The organism is Variovorax sp. YR634, from assembly GCF_900106655.1.
Taxonomy (GTDB): Bacteria; Pseudomonadota; Gammaproteobacteria; order Burkholderiales; family Burkholderiaceae_C; genus Variovorax.
The window spans coordinates 39,710-57,909 of the sequence record NZ_FNOL01000001.1 but is presented as its reverse complement, the minus strand read 5'-3'; the positions used below and the strand labels follow the sequence as shown (position 1 = coordinate 57,909).

The 18,200-nt window shown below is 68.3% G+C and carries 15 protein-coding genes; 8 read left to right on the top strand and 7 right to left on the bottom strand.

From position 1 onward, the window contains the following. Nucleotides 1-55: 55 nt before the first annotated feature. The 7 genes from BLV60_RS00290 (at nucleotide 56) to BLV60_RS00260 (ending at nucleotide 8,106) form a co-directional block, all read left to right on the top strand. The gene (locus BLV60_RS00290; protein ID WP_093048160.1) at nucleotides 56-1,039 is read left to right on the top strand and encodes a DMT family transporter; all 984 of its coding nucleotides are present in this window, start codon (nucleotides 56-58) and stop codon (nucleotides 1,037-1,039) included. Further along, nucleotides 1,036-2,172: an NADH:flavin oxidoreductase/NADH oxidase gene (locus tag BLV60_RS00285; RefSeq protein WP_093048158.1), complete on the top strand. Its 1,137-nt coding sequence runs from the start codon at nucleotides 1,036-1,038 to the stop codon at nucleotides 2,170-2,172. The genes BLV60_RS00290 and BLV60_RS00285 overlap by 4 nt, the downstream gene beginning before the upstream one ends. 60 nt (nucleotides 2,173-2,232) lie before the next feature. Continuing rightward, nucleotides 2,233-3,231 (top strand): LysR substrate-binding domain-containing protein, encoded by a 999-nt coding sequence (locus BLV60_RS00280; protein WP_093050253.1) that lies wholly within the window; start codon nucleotides 2,233-2,235, stop codon nucleotides 3,229-3,231. Between the two features lie 249 nt (nucleotides 3,232-3,480). Further along, complete coding sequence (locus BLV60_RS00275) at nucleotides 3,481-4,467, top strand: N-carbamoyl-D-amino-acid hydrolase (protein WP_093048155.1); 987 nt, start codon at nucleotides 3,481-3,483, stop codon at nucleotides 4,465-4,467. Nucleotides 4,468-4,541: 74 nt separating this feature from the next. After that, nucleotides 4,542-5,528, top strand: a complete 987-nt coding sequence (locus BLV60_RS00270; RefSeq protein ID WP_093050250.1) for a threonine ammonia-lyase — start codon at nucleotides 4,542-4,544, stop codon at nucleotides 5,526-5,528. A 112-nt stretch (nucleotides 5,529-5,640) separates the two neighbouring features. Further along, nucleotides 5,641-6,642: a Bug family tripartite tricarboxylate transporter substrate binding protein gene (locus tag BLV60_RS00265; protein ID WP_093048152.1), complete on the top strand. Its 1,002-nt coding sequence runs from the start codon at nucleotides 5,641-5,643 to the stop codon at nucleotides 6,640-6,642. Nucleotides 6,643-6,657: 15 nt separating this feature from the next. Next, the gene (locus tag BLV60_RS00260; protein WP_093048150.1) at nucleotides 6,658-8,106 is read left to right on the top strand and encodes an N-acyl-D-amino-acid deacylase family protein; all 1,449 of its coding nucleotides are present in this window, start codon (nucleotides 6,658-6,660) and stop codon (nucleotides 8,104-8,106) included. A 22-nt stretch (nucleotides 8,107-8,128) separates the two neighbouring features. Here the strand turns inward: BLV60_RS00260 and BLV60_RS00255 are convergent, their stop codons facing one another. From BLV60_RS00255 to BLV60_RS00240, 4 genes are all read right to left on the bottom strand, one after another. Then, nucleotides 8,129-8,623 (bottom strand): DUF2147 domain-containing protein, encoded by a 495-nt coding sequence (locus BLV60_RS00255; protein ID WP_093048147.1) that lies wholly within the window; start codon nucleotides 8,621-8,623, stop codon nucleotides 8,129-8,131. Between the two features lie 138 nt (nucleotides 8,624-8,761). Beyond that, on the bottom strand, nucleotides 8,762-9,316 hold the full coding sequence (locus tag BLV60_RS00250) for a GNAT family N-acetyltransferase (protein WP_371127338.1): 555 nt from the start codon (nucleotides 9,314-9,316) through the stop codon (nucleotides 8,762-8,764). Nucleotides 9,317-9,321: 5 nt separating this feature from the next. Then, nucleotides 9,322-9,918: a helix-turn-helix domain-containing protein gene (locus tag BLV60_RS00245; protein WP_093048141.1), complete on the bottom strand. Its 597-nt coding sequence runs from the start codon at nucleotides 9,916-9,918 to the stop codon at nucleotides 9,322-9,324. A gap of 57 nt (nucleotides 9,919-9,975) precedes the next feature. Beyond that, the gene (locus BLV60_RS00240) at nucleotides 9,976-11,064 is read right to left on the bottom strand and encodes a hypothetical protein (protein WP_093048138.1); all 1,089 of its coding nucleotides are present in this window, start codon (nucleotides 11,062-11,064) and stop codon (nucleotides 9,976-9,978) included. Nucleotides 11,065-11,221: 157 nt separating this feature from the next. On the opposite strand from BLV60_RS00240, the gene putA reads away from it, so the two are divergent. Then, the gene (putA, locus tag BLV60_RS00235; protein ID WP_093048135.1) at nucleotides 11,222-14,947 is read left to right on the top strand and encodes a trifunctional transcriptional regulator/proline dehydrogenase/L-glutamate gamma-semialdehyde dehydrogenase; all 3,726 of its coding nucleotides are present in this window, start codon (nucleotides 11,222-11,224) and stop codon (nucleotides 14,945-14,947) included. A gap of 6 nt (nucleotides 14,948-14,953) precedes the next feature. Here the strand turns inward: putA and BLV60_RS00230 are convergent, their stop codons facing one another. The 3 genes from BLV60_RS00230 to katG form a co-directional block, all read right to left on the bottom strand. Next, nucleotides 14,954-15,346 carry a carboxymuconolactone decarboxylase family protein gene (locus BLV60_RS00230; RefSeq protein ID WP_093048132.1) on the bottom strand — a complete coding sequence of 131 codons (393 nt, stop codon included), beginning with the start codon at nucleotides 15,344-15,346 and terminating at the stop codon, nucleotides 14,954-14,956. Nucleotides 15,347-15,413: 67 nt separating this feature from the next. Beyond that, nucleotides 15,414-15,842: a hypothetical protein gene (locus BLV60_RS00225; RefSeq protein WP_093048129.1), complete on the bottom strand. Its 429-nt coding sequence runs from the start codon at nucleotides 15,840-15,842 to the stop codon at nucleotides 15,414-15,416. A gap of 131 nt (nucleotides 15,843-15,973) precedes the next feature. Beyond that, nucleotides 15,974-18,175, bottom strand: a complete 2,202-nt coding sequence (gene katG, locus BLV60_RS00220; protein ID WP_093048108.1) for a catalase/peroxidase HPI — start codon at nucleotides 18,173-18,175, stop codon at nucleotides 15,974-15,976. Nucleotides 18,176-18,200 lie beyond the last annotated feature (25 nt).

The following is an 18,200-nucleotide window of genomic DNA, read 5'->3' as shown; positions in this document are numbered from 1 at the left end:
CGGGCCCCAGCACCGATTCTTGGGGCATCGATTCATTGCAAGAAAAGGCTTCCCCATGTCCCATCGCCAACGCCTGCTCGGCATCGCCGCGCTGCTGCTCGCCACCTCCGGGTGGGGCGGCATGTTCCTGGTCAGCAAGGGCGTGCTGCACCACGTCGAGCCGGCGTGGTTCACGCTCATCCGCTACAGCATGTCCGCGCTGCTGTTCGTGCTGCTGATCGTTCCGCGCGGGGCGGCGCCGTGGCGCAAGCTGCGCCAGCATGCCGGGCCGCTGGCGGTGCGCGGGTTCGCGGGCTTCGGCATCTTCAGCGTGATGCTGCTGGCGGGCCTGGCGCACTCGGTGCCCTCGCACGGCGCGGTGATCATGGCGACCACGCCCATGACCACGCAGCTGCTGCGCTGGGCGCTCGACGGCGTGCGGCCGAGCCGCTCCACGCTGCTGACCACGGCGCTGTCGCTGCTGGGCGTGGCCATCGTGTCGGGGCTGCTGTTCGGCGCCGGGGCTTCGGGCGAATCGACGCTCTTCGGCGACGCGGTGGCCTTCGTCGGAACGCTGGGCTGGGTCTGGTACACGCGCGGCGCCGCGCGCTTTCCGGAACTCGACGTGATCGAGTACACGGCGCTCACAGTGCTGGCCTCGTGGCCGCTGCTGCTGGCCACGGCTCTGGTCGGCACGCTGCTGGGCTGGACGCATGCGCCCAGCATGGAAGGCCTGCGGCTGTCGTGGCAGGCATTGCTGTACGTCGGCCTGGTGTCTTCGGCCATCGCGGTGCTGGCTTTCAACTACGGCGTGCGCACGCTGGGCGCAGTGACGGGCACGGCCTTCATCAACTTCGTGCCGGTGTCGGCGCTGCTGATGAGCGCGGCGCTGGGCAGGCTGCCCACGGTGAACGAGGCGGTGGGCATGGCGATGGTGGTCGGCGCGCTGCTGATCCATACCGCCCTGAGCCGCAAGGCTTCCGCGCCGGCCCCGGCACCGATCGCGAAGACCCCGCAGAATTCGCGCAACTACAGCACCTGTGGAGCCGCATCGTCATGAGCAACGACAGCATCAGCAAGCCCCGTCTCTTCGAGCCCCTGCGGCTCGGCCCCCTTCAAATCGACAACCGCATCGTCATCGCGCCGATGTGCCAGTACTCCGCCGTCGATGGCACGCCGGGCGACTGGCACCTGATCCACCTGGGCCATCTCGCGCTATCCGGTGCGGGGCTGCTGATCCTTGAAGCGACGGCGGTGGAAGCCGAGGGGCGCATCTCGCCCGGCGATCTCGGGCTGTATTCCGATGCCAATGAAGAAGGCCTGGCGCGCGTGCTGCATGCGATGCGTGCGCACTCGCCCATCAAGGTCGCGATGCAACTGGGCCACGCGGGGCGCAAGGCATCGAGCCGTGCACCGTGGGAAGGCGGCAAGCAGATCCGGCCGGACGAGCCCGGCGGCTGGAAGGCGTATGCGCCCTCGGCCGTACCCCATGCGCCCACCGAAGACCCGCCCATCGCGCTCGATGCCGCAGGGCTCGCCCGCATCCGCAACGCCTTCGTCGAAGCCGCACGGCGCGCGGCGCGGCTGGGTCTCGATGGCCTGGAGATCCACGCGGCGCATGGTTACCTGCTGCACCAGTTCCTCTCGCCGCTGGCCAATCACCGGGACGACGAATACGGCGGCAGCCTCGAGAACCGCATGCGCTTTCCGCTCGAGGTGTTCGATGCGGTGCGCGAAGTCTTCCCCACTGACAAGCCCGTGTGGGTGCGCGTCTCGGCCATCGACTGGGTGCCGGGCGGCTGGGACCTCGACGGCACCGTCGCCTTTGCAAAGGCGCTCGAAGCGCGCGGCTGCGCGGCCATCCACGTATCGAGCGGCGGCGTGTCGCCGAAGCAGGCCATCGCGCTCGGCGCGGGCTACCAGGTGCCGTTTGCCGAGCGCGTGAAGTCGGAGGTCGACATGCCGGTCATTGCCGTGGGCCTCATCACCGAGCCGCGGCAGGCGGAGGAAATCATTGCCAAGGGGCAGGCCGATGCGGTGTCGCTCGCACGCGCGATCCTGTACGACCCGCGCTGGCCGTGGCATGCCGCCGCCGAACTGGGCGCGCAGGTAAAAGCGCCGCACCAGTACTGGCGCTCGCAACCGCGTGAGTTCAAGGATCTGTTCGAGAACGCGGCGTTCGGGGCGCGCTAGCAGGCTGCAGGCCGCGCAGCCTCCGCGCGGTGGCGTGCTACTTGCATGGTGTCCCGCGCCATGCCCGCCACGCTCCTGACCCCGCCGGTGCCGCTGAATCTGCGGCAGATCGAAGTCTTCCACGCCATCATGATTGCCGGCACCCTCAGCGGGGCGGCGCGCATGCTGTGCGTTTCCCAGCCGGCCGTCAGCCGCGTGCTGGCCACGACGGAGAGCCGGCTGCGCATGCTGATGTTCGAGCGCGTGCGCGGGCGCCTGCAGCCAACGCCCGAGGCGCGCCGCCTGTTCTCGGAGGTGGAAAGCATCCTGGAGGGCGTGCGCCGCTTCAATGCACTGGCGGCCGACCTGGTCGGCGGTTCGCAGGGCGAGCTGTCATTGGTCTCCAGCCCCAGCTTCAGCGAGTGGCTGATACCGGTGGCGATCAAGCGTTTCCGGGCCCGCTATCCCGACGTGCGCATCAAGTACAGGCCATTGCCGTTCGACCAGTTGCTGCCGCACGTGCTGCTGGGCCACGCGGACCTGGCTATCTCCTCGATGCCGCCGCCGGCCAGTGCCAATGCGGCATCGCGGGCGATCGGCCACAGCTTCATCGAATGCGCGGTGCCCGAGCGCCATCCACTGGCGCAGGCCGAGGCAATCAGCGCGAGCGACCTGGTGGGCCAGACCTTCATCGGCTACGGGCGCGACACGCCCTTCGGCCGGCTCACGGCCGACTTCCTCGCCGCGTCGGGCCTGCCCTTGCGCGCCGACGTCGAGATCCGCTCCACGCCCGAGGCGATGGCGCTGGTGCGTGAGGGCGTCGGCGTGGCGCTGATCGAGGCCTTCGGTGCGCGGCGCTCGGTGATGACGGATGGCGTGGTGCTCAAGCCGCTCTCGCCCACGCTTGCGCACCGCATCTACCTGATCCACACCAACGTCAGCCCGCTGTCGGCCATGGCGAAGGAGTTCCTGGCCGTATTCAAACGGCTGCTGAAGCAGGAGGGGCGCGACAGTGCGCTCGCCCTCACGCTGCCCGAGCACCCGGGCGAGGATGCGCCCGTGCGTGCGCCTCGCCCCTGAGCCGGGCCATTCGTTGCGCGCCATTGACAGCGCGGGCCGGACGTCCATCACCTTTTGTCCCCAGGGCATAACGCGTGGTTATCGACGAGCGGGTCGGGGCGCCTTGGGCGCCACGAGTTTTGTGTTTGAAATCAATCACTTGCGGCAGATCCGAAGCATGCCCTCGCGGCCTGCCGGGGCGGTTCAGGCGCAGTTGGCCGCAGGGGCGGCGGGCCAGATCATTTGGCTCAGACCAACTTTTCTGCCGCCATGAACCGCTTGATCACCGTCGCCGCCGCCCAGCTCGGGCCCATCCAGAAAGCCGAAGGCCGCGATGCCGTCGTGGCCCGCATGGTGCGCCTGCTGGAGCGCGCGCATCAGCGCGGCGCCAATGTCGTGGTGTTTCCCGAACTGGCGCTCACCACTTTCTTTCCGCGCTGGTACGTCGAGAACCTCGACGAGGCCGACGCGTGGTACGAGGAGGCGCTGCCCTCGCCCACCACGCAGCCGATCTTCGATGCCATTCGCCGCTATGGGCTGACCTGCTACCTGGGCTACGCCGAGATCGCCCACGAGGCCGACGAGACCGGCGTGGTGCGCAAGCGGCGCTTCAACACCTCGGTGGTGATCGCGCCTTCGGGCGAGATCGTGCTCAAGTACCGCAAGGTGCACCTGCCGGGGCACAAGGAGTTTTCCACCATCCGCAAGGTGCAGCACCTGGAGAAGCGCTACTTCGAGGTAGGCAACCTGGGCTTTCCGGTCGTGCGGGCGCCGGTGGGCCAGGTGGACGGCGTGAACCTGGGCATGCTGATCTGCAACGACCGCCGCTGGCCCGAAGCGTGGCGCGAGCTCGGGCTGCAGCAGGTCGAGCTGGTCATGCTGGGCTACAACACGCCGGCGGTGAACCAGGAAAACCGCGGCTTCGAGGCGCACCACCTGCGCAACTTCCACTCGCAGCTTTCCATCCAGGCCGGGTGCTACCAGAACGCCACTTTCGGCGTGGGCGTGGCCAAGGCCGGCAACGAGGACGGCTTCGAGCTGATGGGCCACTCCATCATCGTGAACCCCCAGGGCGAGATCATGGCCATGGCCACCAGCTGGGACGACGAGCTGGTGGTGGCCGACTGCAACCTGGACATGTGCCAGCTGGGCCGCAACACCATCTTCAACTTCGCCCAGCACCGCCGCCTGGAGGCCTACACCCGGCTCACCAGCCAGACCGGCAGCACCGAGCCCCCGGTGTGGCAACCGGCGTGAAGGAGGCCCGCGCGATGACGAGCACCTCCTTCATTTCTTCTGCCGCGGCGCTGCCGGACCACATCGAACACGCGATGCTCGGCACGATGCGCGTGCCCCGTTTCGACGACGTGCTGCGCGCCGCACAAGCCATTGCGCCATACGTGCAGCGCACGCCGCTGCTGCGCTCGCCCGCGCTGGACGCGCTGGCGGGCGGCACCGTCTGGATCAAGCCCGAGAGCCTGCAGGTCACCGGTTCCTTCAAGGCCCGCGGCGCCTTCAACGCCCTGCTGGCGCTCACGCCGCAGCAGCGGGAGCGCGGCGTGGTGGCTTACTCGACGGGCAACCACGGCCAGGCGATTGCCTGGGCGGCGCGGCAACTGGGCGTGTCGGCCACCATCGTGATGCCGGTCGATGCCCCGAAGACCAAGGTGGCGCGCGCGCTCGCGCAGGGCGCGAAGGTCGTCCACTACGACCGCGAGAGGGAAAGCCGCGAGGACATCGGCATGCGCCTGCTGGCCGAGACCGGCGGCACGCTGGTTCCGCCGGGCGACCACCCCGAGGTGCTGGCCGCGCAGGGCACCGTGGCACTGGAAGCGCTGCAAGACCTGCCGGCCGGTGCGCGGGAAACCCTGGGCCTGTTCGCAGCGCCCTGCGGCGGCGGCGGCCTCATGGCCGGCTGCTGCCTGGCCCTCGATGCGCTGAGCCCCGGCGCGCGGCGCGTGGCCGTCGAGCCCGCGGGCTTCGACGACACCGTGCGCTCGCTGCGCAGCGGCCGGCGCGAGACCAACGCACCCGGCGCGCGCACGCTGTGCGATGCCTTGCAGGCCGTCACGCCCGCAGAGCTGCCGTTCGCCATCAACCAGCCGCTGCTGCACGAGGCCGTCGCCGTGACGGATGCGGAAGTGGCCCGCGCGATGCGATTCGCGCTGGAGGAACTGCACCTCGTCGTCGAGCCCGGCGGCAGCGTAGCGCTCGCGGCCATGCTGGCCGGCCATGTCTCGCTGCGCGGGCAGAGCGCCGTGCTCGTTCTCTCGGGCGGCAATGTCGACCTGCCGGTCCTGCAGTCCGTGATGGCGTAGCGCCCATCTCATCCATTCCCATAGCAACGAGGCCGACGCCGCCATGCCCCGGCGCAGCGTCGCCCAGGAGACCGCAAGCCCCTCCATCGATCCTCTTCAGAAAGCCTTGACCATGTCGTTCTTCAACGTCCGTTCCTTTGCCTCCCGCCGCTGGCTCTTGAATGTGCTGGCTGCGCCGCTGGCCGCGCTGGCCCTGTGCGGCTACGCGCAGGCCGCGTACCCCGACAAGCCGATCACCCTGATCGTGCCCTTCAACGCCGGCACCACGCCCGACATCGTCTCGCGGCTGCTCGCCGATGCGGTGGGCCGCGACCTCGGCCAGTCGGTGGTGGTGATGAACCGCGTCGGCGCCTCCGGCATCATCGGCACGCAGGCCACCATCGCCGCCCCCGCGGACGGCTACACCATCGCCTATGCCAACGTGGCGACGCTGGCGATCAACCAGTCGCTCTACAAGAAGCTGCCCTACGACGCCGACACGCAGCTCGCCCCGGTGGCACTGACCGGCTTCGTGCAGAACGTGCTGGCCGTGCGCAGCGACCTCGGCGTGAAGGACGTGGCCGGCCTCATCGACATGGCCAAGAAGCAGCCCGGCAAGCTCACCGTGGCCTCCGGCGGCAACGGCACCACCGGCCACCTGAGTGCCGAGATGTTCAAGTCGATGGCCGGCGTGTCCATCGTGCACATCCCGTACAAGGGCGGGCTGGAAGCCGACATGGCGCTGATGCGCGGCGAGGTGGACCTGGTGTTCGAGAACATCACCTCCATCGCTCCGCACCTCAAGGGCGGCAAGATCACGCCGCTGGCCGTGACCGGCGCCGCGCGCGACAGCCGCCTGCCCGATCTGCCCACCATCGCCGAGACCGGCCTGAAGAAATACCAGGCCGTGGCGTGGACCGGCTATGTTGCACCGGCCGGCGTCGATCCGAAGATCCTCGACGCTCTCAACGCGGCTTTCAACAAGGCGTTGAATTCGCCCGCGGTGAAGCAGCAGTTGGCCGCCCAGGCCTATGAGGTCCACACCGGTCCGCGCCAGGACCTGTTCGACCTCGCCAGGAAAGAGCGCCCCATGTGGGCCGACGTGGTCAAGCACTCGGGCGCCAAGCTCGACTGAAGCGCGCGCACGCACATGGCCGACTTCGACCTCGTGGTGCGCCACGGCACACTGATCGACGGCACCGGCAGCGCACGGCACCAGGCTGATGTCGGCATCCGCGGTGCGCGCGTGGCTGCCGTCGGCGACCTGTCGGCGTTGCGTGGCACGGTCGAGATCGACGCCACCGGTCGCATCGTGGCGCCGGGCTTCATCGACTCGCACACGCACGACGACCGCTACCTCCTGCTCGAGCCGGACATGCCGGCCAAGCTGAGCCAGGGCGTGACGACGGTCGTCACCGGCAACTGCGGCATCAGCCTCGCGCCCTGGGGCGCGCCGGCCGGCGCCACCGTGCCGCCACCGCTGAACCTGCTGGGCCACGACCCCGCCCTGTTCGGCGACGCCACCTTCGCGGCCTACCTCGCGCGCCTGGAAGCTGCGCCCGCCGCGGTGAACGCGGCCTGCCTGGTGGGCCACACCACCTTGCGCGCGGCGACGATGGAGCGCCTCGACCGGGCCGCCACACCGGAAGAGATCGTGCGCATGCGGGCGCTGCTCGCCGAGGCCATGGCCAGCGGCGCCATCGGGCTGTCCACCGGCGCGGCCTATCCCACGGCCATGCCAGCCACGACCGAAGAGATGGCGCAAGTCGCCGAAGTGATCGGCCCCTATGGAGGCGTGTACGCGAGCCACATCCGCGACGAGGGCGACCATGTCTTCGCCGCGCTGGATGAGGCTTTCGCTATCGGCCGTGCGGCGCAGGCACCGGTGGTGGTGTCGCACCACAAGCTCATCGGCCCGCACAACCACGGCCGTTCGCTGCAAACCCTGGCCCACGTGCGCGAGGCCATGGCGCAGCAGCCGATCGCGCTCGACTGCTATCCCTACTGCGCGGGCTCCACCATCCTGCGCAAGGACCGCATTGCGGTGTCGAGCCGAATCATCGTCACCCAGTCACGGCCGCACCCCGAGTTCGCGGGCATGGACCTCGACGCGATCGCGCAGCGCCTCGGTGTGTCGATGGAAGATGCGGTCGACCTGCTGCAGCCGGCCGGCGCCATCTACTTCCTGATGGACGAGGCCGACGTGCGGCGCGTGCTCGCCTTTCCTCAAACGATGATCGGCTCCGATGGCATGCCGCACGACGCGTCACCGCATCCGCGCCTGTGGGGCACTTTTCCGCGCGTGCTGGGCCACTACTGCCGCGACGTCGGTCTGTTCTCGCTCGAACAGGCGGTGCACAAGATGACAGGGCTGACGGCCAGGCATTTCCGCCTGCCCGGCCGCGGCGTGCTGTGCGAAGGCGCCTTTGCCGACATCACCGTGTTCGATGCCGACATGATTGCCGACCGCGCAACCTGGGAGGCCCCTACGCTGCGCGCGGAGGGCATCGATGCCGTCATCGTCAACGGGCGGCCTGCGTGGCGCGATGGCAAATCGCTGGGCGTGCGCAGCGGGCGCGTGGTGCGCCTGACCGACTGACCGACCGGCCGCGCATGGCAACTCAGTTGTCCGACGCGGCGCGCACCCAGCGTTGTGTCTTGCCGAACAGCGGCAGCCCGACGTACGCACGCAGCAGCAGCTCACCCGCCGGATTGCCGGTGGTGCTGACCGACATGTTGCAGCTGTAGGTCTTGCCGTTCTCGCGGTTGTAGATCTGCCCGGCCCATTCGGTGGGCGGCCGGGACGGATCGGTCGCATCGACTGGCATGAAGTCTTTCAGCAGCGTCATGCCGAGGGCCGGTCGGCTGTCGGCGGGTTGCATGTCGCCGCCGCCGGGCGCCATCGATCGATTGCCGAGGACCTTGGTGACGGTGCCGCACAGCGCGGTGCCGCACGGTGCGAGCTCCACTTCGAGGTTGCCGTTCGCGGTGATCCAGCGGCCGCGTGGATCGGTTGTCGCGGAAGACGACTGTGCCTGCGCGGCGAAGGCTGCGGTCAGCATCAGGAAGGCTGCCAGCGCGCGGCCTGATGGACGATGGAACGAGTGCATGGTCATGGCGGGCTTCGTGTCGAGTGGATGAAGCACCCATTGCATCGCAGCACCTGCCTTCGCAGTGTGTCGGGGCAGGCACTGAATGGTCGCGCTCCGTATCTGGCCGCGCGCCAGACAAGGTGCGATACAAATCTGTTCGGCTCAGCCTGCCGCCGGTGCCTGTGCGCGGGCCTGCAGCGCGCGATAGAAGAAGGTGGTGCTGCACGGTTCGCCCTCCGGCAGCAATGCGAATCCGGGGATCACGCCCACGCGCTGCCAGCCCATGCGGGCATAGAGCCGCTCGGCTTCGGCGCTCGACGTGTCGAGCACCAGCAAGGTCTTGCCGTGCGCATGCGCCTGGTCCTCGGCCGCCTGCATCAGCAGCGCGCCGATGCCCCGGCGCCGCGCCCTGCGGTACACCAGCATCTTCGAGACCTCTGCGCGGTGAGGCTGGTTCTCGGGCTGGTCGAGCACGAGTTGCACTGTTCCGAGGAGGCCCTCGGCGTCTTCGGCCACGAGCAATGCACGTTCGCCGCGCGCCACGCCATCGGCCACCTTCCGCCAGAACGCGAGGGCGCGCTCGCGGGCCAGCGGGAGCATGAAGCTGACAGACGCGCCGCCCTCGACGCAATCGATCAACAGGTCGGCCAGCGCCTGGACCTGAGCATCGCTCACCGTAGAAAGGACATGGATGCGGGGCGTGTCGGAAGTCGTCATGTTGTTCATCTCCACGAAGAGGGCACTGTCGCGATCACCACGGCGTAGCGGGTGGTAGTGCGCGAGGGGTTGTAGTAGCTCATGGGGCGGTCGAGCACCATCGCCAGGCAATCGCCGGTGGCGAGCCGATGCTGGTCGTCGCCCAGTGTGAGTTCGATGACGCCGTCGAGCACCCACACCTGCTGGTGGATGACCGGCTCCCGCGCCGCGGTTTCATAAGCCACGCGGGCCTTGGGCGGAAACAGCACCTCGACGATCTGGATCGGCGATGCAAAGCTTCCCGGCGACACGTTGCGCCGCACATAGCCGGAGTGCGGGTCGCGCCACTGCAGCTGGCTGGCTAGGCGCGACACCGGATCGGCGGCGGGCGCGGGCGCCTCGAACAGCGAGGCCAGCGATACGCCAAGGCCGGTCGCGAGTTTTTCGAGCAGCACAGCGGTGGGGCTGCTTTCGCCTCGCTCGATCAGCGAGATCATGGAACGGCTGACGCCGCAGTGCGTGGCCAGCGCATCAAGCGAGAGGCCGCGTTGCGCACGCAGGTCGCGCACGCGCTGCGCGATGCGGTCGTTCAGGCCGGACGGTGTTTCTTCTATTTCCTTCATATTGGATTAAATATCCACCATAAAGGAAATTGCGTCAAGCCTCCCGGCGAACCGCCCTCAGCGCGGAGGGCCGATCAATGCGGCGCGCGCGGCTTCCGATGGAAAGACGCACGCCACGTCATGCGCGCAGCCCGGCACCACCACGACCTCGCGGCGCTTGGCCGGCGCGAGCAGCGTGCGGTCGTACTGCGCGTAGGCCAGGCCGCGCTGCAGGCGGAACGGGCCTTGAGCGGCGGCCGCGCAGGACTTGTCGAGCACGCGGTAGGCCGTGCCCCGCGCATCGTTGCTGTCCAGTTCGCCTTCGAGGTAGCTGATGTCGGCCTCCGCATACTGCCGGCGCGCCTGCGCGGCACTGCGCCCGAGGTGCGCTGGCAGGTCGTCGGTGCCGTACTTCCAGCGGTTCATCTCAGGGCACGCCGCGGCATCGGGCACCGCGAAGCCCGAGACTGACGCACCGTCGGACGACAGCTGCGGGCGCACCGGATCGAAATAGAGCCACGTGCTCGGATCGGCGACCACGTAGCGCATGGCCACCTTGCCCGCCGTGCCGCCGTTCTGCGCGAAGGCGGCATAGCGCTGCGCGAACTGCCCGCCGGCCGAGAAGCCGGCGATGGTGACTGTGCGCAGGCTCGGCCAGCGCTGCACCAGTTCGGCCACGAGCGCGTCCATGACCGCGAACGAGCCGATGCGGCTGCCCGACGCCGAGCGGCCGCCTTCGAGCCATGAGCCGCAGGTCCACAGCAGGTCGCCGGGCTGCGGCGCGGGCAGGCCCGGCGAGTTGCACCGGCTGGCAGCCTTGTCGGCAGGCACCTGGAAGAGCGGCGCGACCACCAGCGTGTCGTCCAGCGCACCGGCGTTGCGGACGGTGCGCAGCGTTGCCTCGAATGTCTTGTTGGCGTCGCGCGAATGGCCATGCATGGCGATGAGCGCCTTCGTCGGCCCGGTGGTTGCCGTCGGAGCATCCGGAGCGAGCGACGAGTAGTAGTGCAGCGCGCCTCCGGCACCGGCCGGCGTGAAGCTGCGCAAGCAGTCCGTGGCCGCCGAAGACGTGCAGGCGGAGGGGTCGGCTGCCGCCGCGTGCGCCGGCCAGGATGCCGGCAGGCATACGGCCATCAGAAAAGGAAGGGACCATCTGTAGCTGTGCATGTTCGCGAGACTCCAGGGACGGAACGCGGATTCTCTGCCCGCCACAAGCTGTGAACCTGACTGACCTAGCGATTTGCTCTACCAAAGCGCCTCTCTTCGAACACAAATTCGCCACAAGGACGCGGATCATCCAACATATCACCAGCACGAGCCCCTCATGAGCACCACCAGCGCCGACCCCCTGCCCTCTTCCTTCGCGGCGTTTGCCGATGGCTTGTCCGAGCCCTCTTCGGCGCTGCGCGAGCAGATCACTGCAGCCTGGCGCCGCGCCGAACCGCAGGCGCTGCCGCCGCTTCTTGCACAAGCGCGCCTGCCGGGCAATCAGGCCGAGGAAGCCCAGGAACTCGCCTACCGCATCGCCCAGCAGTTGCGCGAGCGCAAGAACGCGGGCGGCCGTGCCGGCCTCGTGCAGGGCCTGCTGCAGGAATACGCGCTGTCGTCGCAGGAAGGCGTGGCGCTGATGTGCCTGGCCGAGGCGCTGCTGCGCATCCCCGACGCCGAGACGCGCAACGCGCTGATCCGCGACAAGATCGCGCACGGCCAATGGCAGTCGCATGCGGGCCGCAGCCCGTCGGTGTTCGTCAACGCCGCGACCTGGGGCCTGCTGCTGACGGGCAAGCTCGTGGCCACGCACAGCGAGACCAGCCTGTCGGCCGTGCTCACGCGCCTGATCGGCAAGGGCGGCGAGCCGCTGATCCGCAAGGGCGTGGACATGGCGATGCGGATGATGGGCGAGCAGTTCGTCACCGGCGAAACCATCGCGCAGGCGCTGGGCAACGCGCGCGAACTGGAGGCCGGGGGCTTTCGCTATTCGTACGACATGCTCGGCGAGGCGGCGCTCACCATGGAAGACGCCAAGCGCTACCGCGTCGCGTACGAAGAGGCGATCCACGCGATCGGCAAGGCATCGAACCATCGCGGCGTGTACGAGGGGCCGGGCATCTCGATCAAGCTGTCGGCGCTGCATCCGCGCTACAGCCGCGCGCAGCATTCACGCGTGATGGCCGAGCTGTACCCGGTGCTGCGCGAGCTTGCGCTGCTGGCGCAGCAGTACGACATCGGCCTGAACATCGACGCAGAGGAAGCCGACCGCCTCGAACTCTCGCTCGACCTGCTGGAGCGCCTTTGCTTCGAGCCGGCGCTCGCGGGCTGGAACGGCATCGGCTTCGTGATCCAGGCTTATCAAAAGCGCTGCCCGTTCGTGATCGACTTCGTGATCGATCTCGCCCGCCGCAGCCGGCACCGGCTGATGGTGCGGCTGGTGAAAGGCGCGTACTGGGACAGCGAAATCAAGCGCGCGCAGATCGACGGGCTCGACGGCTACCCCGTCTACACGCGCAAGGCCTACACCGACGTGTCGTACCTCGCCTGCGCACGCAAGCTGCTCGATGCGCCGGAGGCCGTGTACCCGCAGTTCGCCACGCACAACGCGCACACGCTGGCCGCCATCTACACGGCGGCGGACCCGTCGCGCTACAAGCCGGGGCAGTACGAGTTCCAGTGCCTGCACGGCATGGGCGAGCCGCTGTACGAGCAAGTGGTCGGCCCGCTCGGGCGGCCTTGCCGCATCTACGCGCCAGTGGGCACGCACGAGACGCTGCTGGCCTATCTTGTGCGCCGCCTGCTGGAGAACGGCGCGAACACTTCGTTCGTGAACCGCATCGCGGACCCGACGATCTCGCTCGATGCGCTGGTGGAAGACCCGGTCGCCACGGTGGAACGCATGGCGCAGCAGGAAGGCACGATGGGCCTGCCGCATCCGGCCATTGCGCTGCCCGCGGCGCTGTATGGAACGCAGCGTGCCAACTCGCAGGGGCTCGACTTGGCGAACGACGACAGCCTGCGCGTGCTGGGCCATGTGCTCGCCGGCAGCGCCGGTGAAATCTGGCATGCAGCGCCGATGCTCGCCGAAGCAGCGCCAGCTGGCGAAGCGGTCAGCGTGCTGAACCCCGCCGACCACCGCGATATCGTCGGACGGGTGCAGGAGGCCACGCTGGCCGATGTCGAATCGGCCATCGCCCATGCCCATGACATCGCCCCGGCATGGGCCGCCACGCCGCCTGCCGAGCGCGCCGCCCTGCTCGACCGCGCCGCCGGCAAGCTCGAAGAAGGCATGCCCCGCCTGCTCGGCCTGCTGACGCGCGAAGCCGGAAAGACCTATGCCAACGCCATCGCCGAAGTGCGCGAGGCGGTCGACTTCCTGCGCTACTACGCGGCGCAGGCACGCAGCGATTTCTCGAACGACACGCACCGCGCACTCGGCCCGATGGTGTGCATCAGCCCGTGGAACTTTCCGCTGGCGATCTTCACCGGCCAGGTGGCGGCCGCGCTCGCGGCGGGCAACCCCGTGCTGGCCAAGCCCGCCGAACAGACGCCGCTGGTGGCGGCCGAAGCTGTGCGCGCGCTGTGGGAGGCCGGCGTGCCGCATGCCGCCGTGCAGCTGCTGCCCGGCCGCGGTGAAACCGTCGGCGCCGCGCTGGTGGCCGACGCGCGCGTGCAGGGCGTGATGTTCACCGGCTCGACCGAGGTTGCGCGCATCCTGCAGAAGACGCTCTCGCAGCGGCTCGGCGCGCATGGTGCGCCGGTGCCGCTCATCGCGGAAACCGGCGGACAGAACGCGATGATCGTCGACTCGTCCGCGCTCGTGGAACAGGTCGTCACAGACGTGATGGCCTCGGCCTTCGACAGCGCGGGCCAGCGCTGCTCGGCGCTGCGCGTGCTGTGCGTGCAGGAAGAAGCCGCCGACCGGCTGCTGGAGATGCTCAAGGGCGCGATGGCCGAAGCCTGCATCGGCAACCCCGCGCGGCTGGCCGTGGACGTGGGCCCGGTGATCGACGCCGAAGCGCGCGACGGCATCGAGCGCCACATCGCGACCATGCGCTCGAAGGGCCGCAAGGTCTATCGCCAGGGCCGCGAGTACGCACACGACACGCGCAACGGCACCTACGTGATGCCGACGCTGATCGAGCTCGACAGCATCGCGGAGCTGCAGCGCGAAGTGTTCGGACCGGTGCTGCACGTCGTGCGCTACCGCAGACGCGACCTCGGCGCGCTGATCGGGCAGATCAACGGCACGGGCTATGGGCTGACGCTGGGCGTGCACACGCGCATCGACGAAACCATCGCGCAGATCGTGGAGCACGCCAAGGCGGGCAATGTCTATGTGAACCGCAACATCGTCGGCGCGGTGGTGGGCGTGCAGCCGTTCGGCGGCGAGGGACTGTCTGGCACGGGGCCGAAGGCCGGTGGTCCGCTGTACATGCTGCGCATGCTGTCGGCGCGGCCGGACGATGCGATGGAGCGCGCGGTGGCAGGTGGAGCTGTTGCCTCACGGGCCGGGCTGTCAGCACTGTCACGTTGGGCCGAAGCCACCGACCGCCCCGCGCTGATGGCGCAATGCGCGCGCTTCGCCGAACAGTCGCGCTCAGGCAGTTCGCGTACGCTGGCCGGCCCGACCGGCGAGCGCAACGTCTACACGCTGGAGCCGCGCGAGGCGGTGCTGTGCCTGGCCGACTCGGAGACGGACCGGCTGGTGCAATTGGCCGCAGTGTTGTCGGTGGGCAGCACCGCGATCTGGCCCGCCGATGCCGCCGCGCAAAGCCTTCGCGCGTCGCTGCCGGCCGAGGTGCAGCAGTGCGTGGCCATCGCGAATGACTGGGCTTCCGACACGGTGATGTTCGACGCCGCACTGCACCACGGCAGCATGCAGAGCCTGTCGGGCGTGATGCAGCGCATCGCAGCGCGGCCGGGGCCGATCGTCGGCGTGCGCGGCTTCGCGCCCGGCGATGCAGACATTCCGCTCGAAAGCCTGGTGGTGGAGCGTGCGCTCAGCATCAATACGGCGGCGGCCGGCGGCAATGCGAGCCTGATGACGATCGGCTGATCGGTTTTACTTGTCGAAGGCCGGATCGATCGGCACGCGGTAGCCATTGACGAGCCGGTTGGTCTCGTTGGCCATGCCGACCACGCTCATCAGCTCGGCGAACATCGCGGGCGTCATGCCCGCCTTCTCGGCGCCGGCGTGATGGCTCGCAATGCAGTAGCCGCAGTTGTTGGTGACGCTCACAGCGAGGTAGACCATCTCCTTCACCACCGGGTCGAGCGCGCCCGGTGCCATCACTTCCTTCAGGCTGCTCCACGTGCGCCTGAGCGCGACGGGGTCGTTGGCCAGGTACTTCCAGAAGTTGTTGACGTCGGGCACGTTGCGCGAGGTCTTGATGTCGTCGAAGACGGCTTTGACTTCGACGGAGGCATTGGCGTATTCGATGGGCTGGGGTTTCATGGAAGCTCCTGTTGTTGAAGGCCGATAGCCGTTACCGACAACAGTAGCAGCCTCCACACCGCGCCCGTCAGTAGGTCTCCAGAAACCTTGCGTGCTCCTGATGCATGTGCGAGCGCGCGAGCAGCCACTTTCTCAGCGCGGCCTGCGTATCGGGCGACAGGTCTTTGGAGCACTGATCGAACGCTTCGCCCAGGAGCTTGAATTCGACGTCGAGATGGCGGCGCGACGGCGATGCGTCCGGCATCTGGTTCTTCGCGAAGGCGAGAAGTCCGGCCTGGCCGAATGCTTCTATCTCCTTGACGAGACGCCATCGCTCCTGCATCAGGCGACGGAATATGGCAGAGCGCCGGCGCACGCCAAAACGGCGAAGTATGGGATTGGTGTCGTCGGTTTGCACCGTCGCCAGGATGATGTCGAGCTGCTCGAGCAGATGCATCCACTGCTCGGGCTGGAAGAATTCCATCGACTCCGCAGGCGCCTTCTTCACGACTAGCATGGTTGTCTCCTGCCGTCATTTTTTTGGATGCGCCCCGGCCTGGTTCGGGATCATCCGAAACCAGGCCGGGGCTGCACTGCTGTCACTCACTCGGCGGCGACCGGAACCGGTCGCCTTCAATCACCGCCCGATCACTTCTTGAGGTCGAAGCGATCGAGGTTCATCACCTTGGTCCAGGCGGCCACGAAGTCCCGTACGAAGGCCTTCTGCGAGTCGCTGGCCCCATAGACTTCCGCGAGCGCGCGCAACTGCGAGTTGGAGCCGAACACGAGGTCGACGACGGTGCCCGTCCACTTGAGTTCGCCCGTCTTCCGGTCGCGGCCTTCCAGCACGCCTTCAGCCGTCGTTGACTTCTTCCACCCGGTGTTCATGTCGAGCAGGTTCACGAAGAAATCATTGCTGAGAGTCTCCGGACGCTTGGTGAACACACCGTTCTGCGACTGCCCGACGTTCGCGTTCAGGGCGCGCAGGCCACCGACCAGGACCGTCAGCTCGGGCGCGCTCAGGGTCAGCAGCTGCGCCTTGTCGAGCAGCAGGCCGGCAGCGGTGGCCGAGTCGATACCCTTCTTCAGATAGTTGCGGAACCCGTCGGCCTGCGGCTCCAGGGGTGCGAAGGATTCGACGTCGGTCTGCTCCTGCGAAGCGTCCCCGCGCCCCGGCGAGAAAGGCACCGTCACGTCCTGTCCGGCCTTCTTCGCCGCGGCCTCGACCGCTGCGTTGCCGGCCAGCACGATCAGGTCGGCGAGCGAGATCTTCTTGCCGCCGGACTGCGCGCCGTTGAATTCCTTCTGGATGCCTTCGAGCGTCGAAAGCACCTTCGACAGCTGGGCCGGCTGGTTGACTTCCCAGTCTTTCTGCGGGGCGAGGCGGATGCGCGCACCGTTGGCACCGCCGCGCTTGTCGCTGCCGCGGAAGGTCGAGGCCGAAGCCCAGGCGGCGCCCACGAGCTGCGCAATGCCCAGGCCGGAGGCGAGCACCTTGGCCTTCAGCGCCGCGACGTCCTTGTCATCGACCAGCGGGTGGTTCACGGCGGGAATCGGGTCCTGCCAGATCAGCTCTTCCTTCGGCACCAGCGCGCCGAGGTAGCGTGCGCGCGGCCCCATGTCGCGGTGCGTCAGCTTGAACCAGGCGCGGGCGAACGCATCCGCAAACTCCGCCGGATTCGCCATGTAGCGGCGCGAGATTTTTTCGTAGGCCGGGTCCATGCGCATGGCCATGTCGGCCGTGGTCATCATCGGGGCATGGCGTTTGCCCGAATCGTGCGCGTCTGGCACGGTGCCCGCACCCGTGCTGCCCTTGGGCTTCCACTGGTTGGCGCCCGCCGGGCTCTTGGTGAGTTCCCATTCGTAGCCGAACAGCGTCTCGAAGTAGCTGTTGTCCCATTTCGTGGGCGTGGGGGTCCAGGCGCCTTCGATGCCGCTGGTGGTGGCATGCACACCCAGGCCGCTTTCGAAGCTGTTCTTCCATCCCAGGCCCAGTTCCTCGATGTCGGCTCCCTCGGGTTCGGCGCCGACCAGGCCCGGGTCGCCCGCGCCGTGGGCCTTGCCGAAGGTGTGGCCGCCGGCGGTGAGCGCCACGGTTTCCTCGTCGTTCATGGCCATGCGGGCGAAGGTCTCGCGGATGTCGCGGGCCGAGCCGAGCGGATCGGGGTTGCCGTTCGGTCCTTCGGGGTTCACGTAGATCAGGCCCATCTGCACGGCGGCCAGCGGACCGGCCAGCACGCGGTCTCCGCTGTAGCGCTCATCGGCCAGCCACTTGCCTTCGGGGCCCCAGAAGATGTCGTCTTCCGGCTCCCAGATGTCGGGGCGGCCGCCGGCGAAGCCGAATGTCTTGAAGCCCATGGACTCCAGCGCGACGTTGCCGGTCAGGATCATCAGGTCGGCCCACGAAAGCTTGCGGCCGTATTTCTGCTTGATCGGCCACAGCAGCCGGCGCGCCTTGTCGAGGTTGCCGTTGTCCGGCCAGCTGTTCAGGGGCGCGAAGCGCTGAGCGCCGTGGCCACCGCCGCCGCGGCCGTCCGCAATGCGGTACGTGCCGGCGGAGTGCCAGGCCATGCGGATGAAGAGAGGCCCGTAGTGGCCGTAGTCGGCGGGCCACCAGTCCTGCGAATCGGTCATCAGGGCATGGAGGTCCTTGATCACGGCATCAAGGTCGAGGGTCTTGAATTCCTCGGTGTAGTCGAACGCTTCGCCCATGGGATCGGACTCGGCGGAATGCTGGTGCAGGAGCTTCAGGTTCAGCTGGCTGGGCCACCAGTCTGTATTCGCAGGAGCGCCGGCAAAGCTGTGTGTACGCTGGTGGCCCGGGAAGGGGCACTTTGTTTCATCGGACAAGGGGTTCTCCTTTGGTTGGTTTGGT

Bases quoted from the DNA above. Each gene is read 5' to 3' on its own strand.
- BLV60_RS00290 (WP_093048160.1), top strand. From the start codon at position 56: ATGTCCCATCGCCAACGCCTGCTCGGCATCGCCGCGCTGCTGCTCGCC.
- BLV60_RS00285 (WP_093048158.1), top strand. From the start codon at position 1,036: ATGAGCAACGACAGCATCAGCAAGCCCCGTCTCTTCGAGCCCCTGCGG.
- BLV60_RS00280 (WP_093050253.1), top strand. From the start codon at position 2,233: ATGCCCGCCACGCTCCTGACCCCGCCGGTGCCGCTGAATCTGCGGCAG.
- BLV60_RS00275 (WP_093048155.1), top strand. From the start codon at position 3,481: ATGAACCGCTTGATCACCGTCGCCGCCGCCCAGCTCGGGCCCATCCAG.
- BLV60_RS00270 (WP_093050250.1), top strand. From the start codon at position 4,542: ATGCTCGGCACGATGCGCGTGCCCCGTTTCGACGACGTGCTGCGCGCC.
- BLV60_RS00265 (WP_093048152.1), top strand. From the start codon at position 5,641: ATGTCGTTCTTCAACGTCCGTTCCTTTGCCTCCCGCCGCTGGCTCTTG.
- BLV60_RS00260 (WP_093048150.1), top strand. From the start codon at position 6,658: ATGGCCGACTTCGACCTCGTGGTGCGCCACGGCACACTGATCGACGGC.
- BLV60_RS00255 (WP_093048147.1), bottom strand. From the start codon at position 8,623: ATGACCATGCACTCGTTCCATCGTCCATCAGGCCGCGCGCTGGCAGCC.
- BLV60_RS00250 (WP_371127338.1), bottom strand. From the start codon at position 9,316: ATGACGACTTCCGACACGCCCCGCATCCATGTCCTTTCTACGGTGAGC.
- BLV60_RS00245 (WP_093048141.1), bottom strand. From the start codon at position 9,918: ATGAAGGAAATAGAAGAAACACCGTCCGGCCTGAACGACCGCATCGCG.
- BLV60_RS00240 (WP_093048138.1), bottom strand. From the start codon at position 11,064: ATGCACAGCTACAGATGGTCCCTTCCTTTTCTGATGGCCGTATGCCTG.
- putA (WP_093048135.1), top strand. From the start codon at position 11,222: ATGAGCACCACCAGCGCCGACCCCCTGCCCTCTTCCTTCGCGGCGTTT.
- BLV60_RS00230 (WP_093048132.1), bottom strand. From the start codon at position 15,346: ATGAAACCCCAGCCCATCGAATACGCCAATGCCTCCGTCGAAGTCAAA.
- BLV60_RS00225 (WP_093048129.1), bottom strand. From the start codon at position 15,842: ATGCTAGTCGTGAAGAAGGCGCCTGCGGAGTCGATGGAATTCTTCCAG.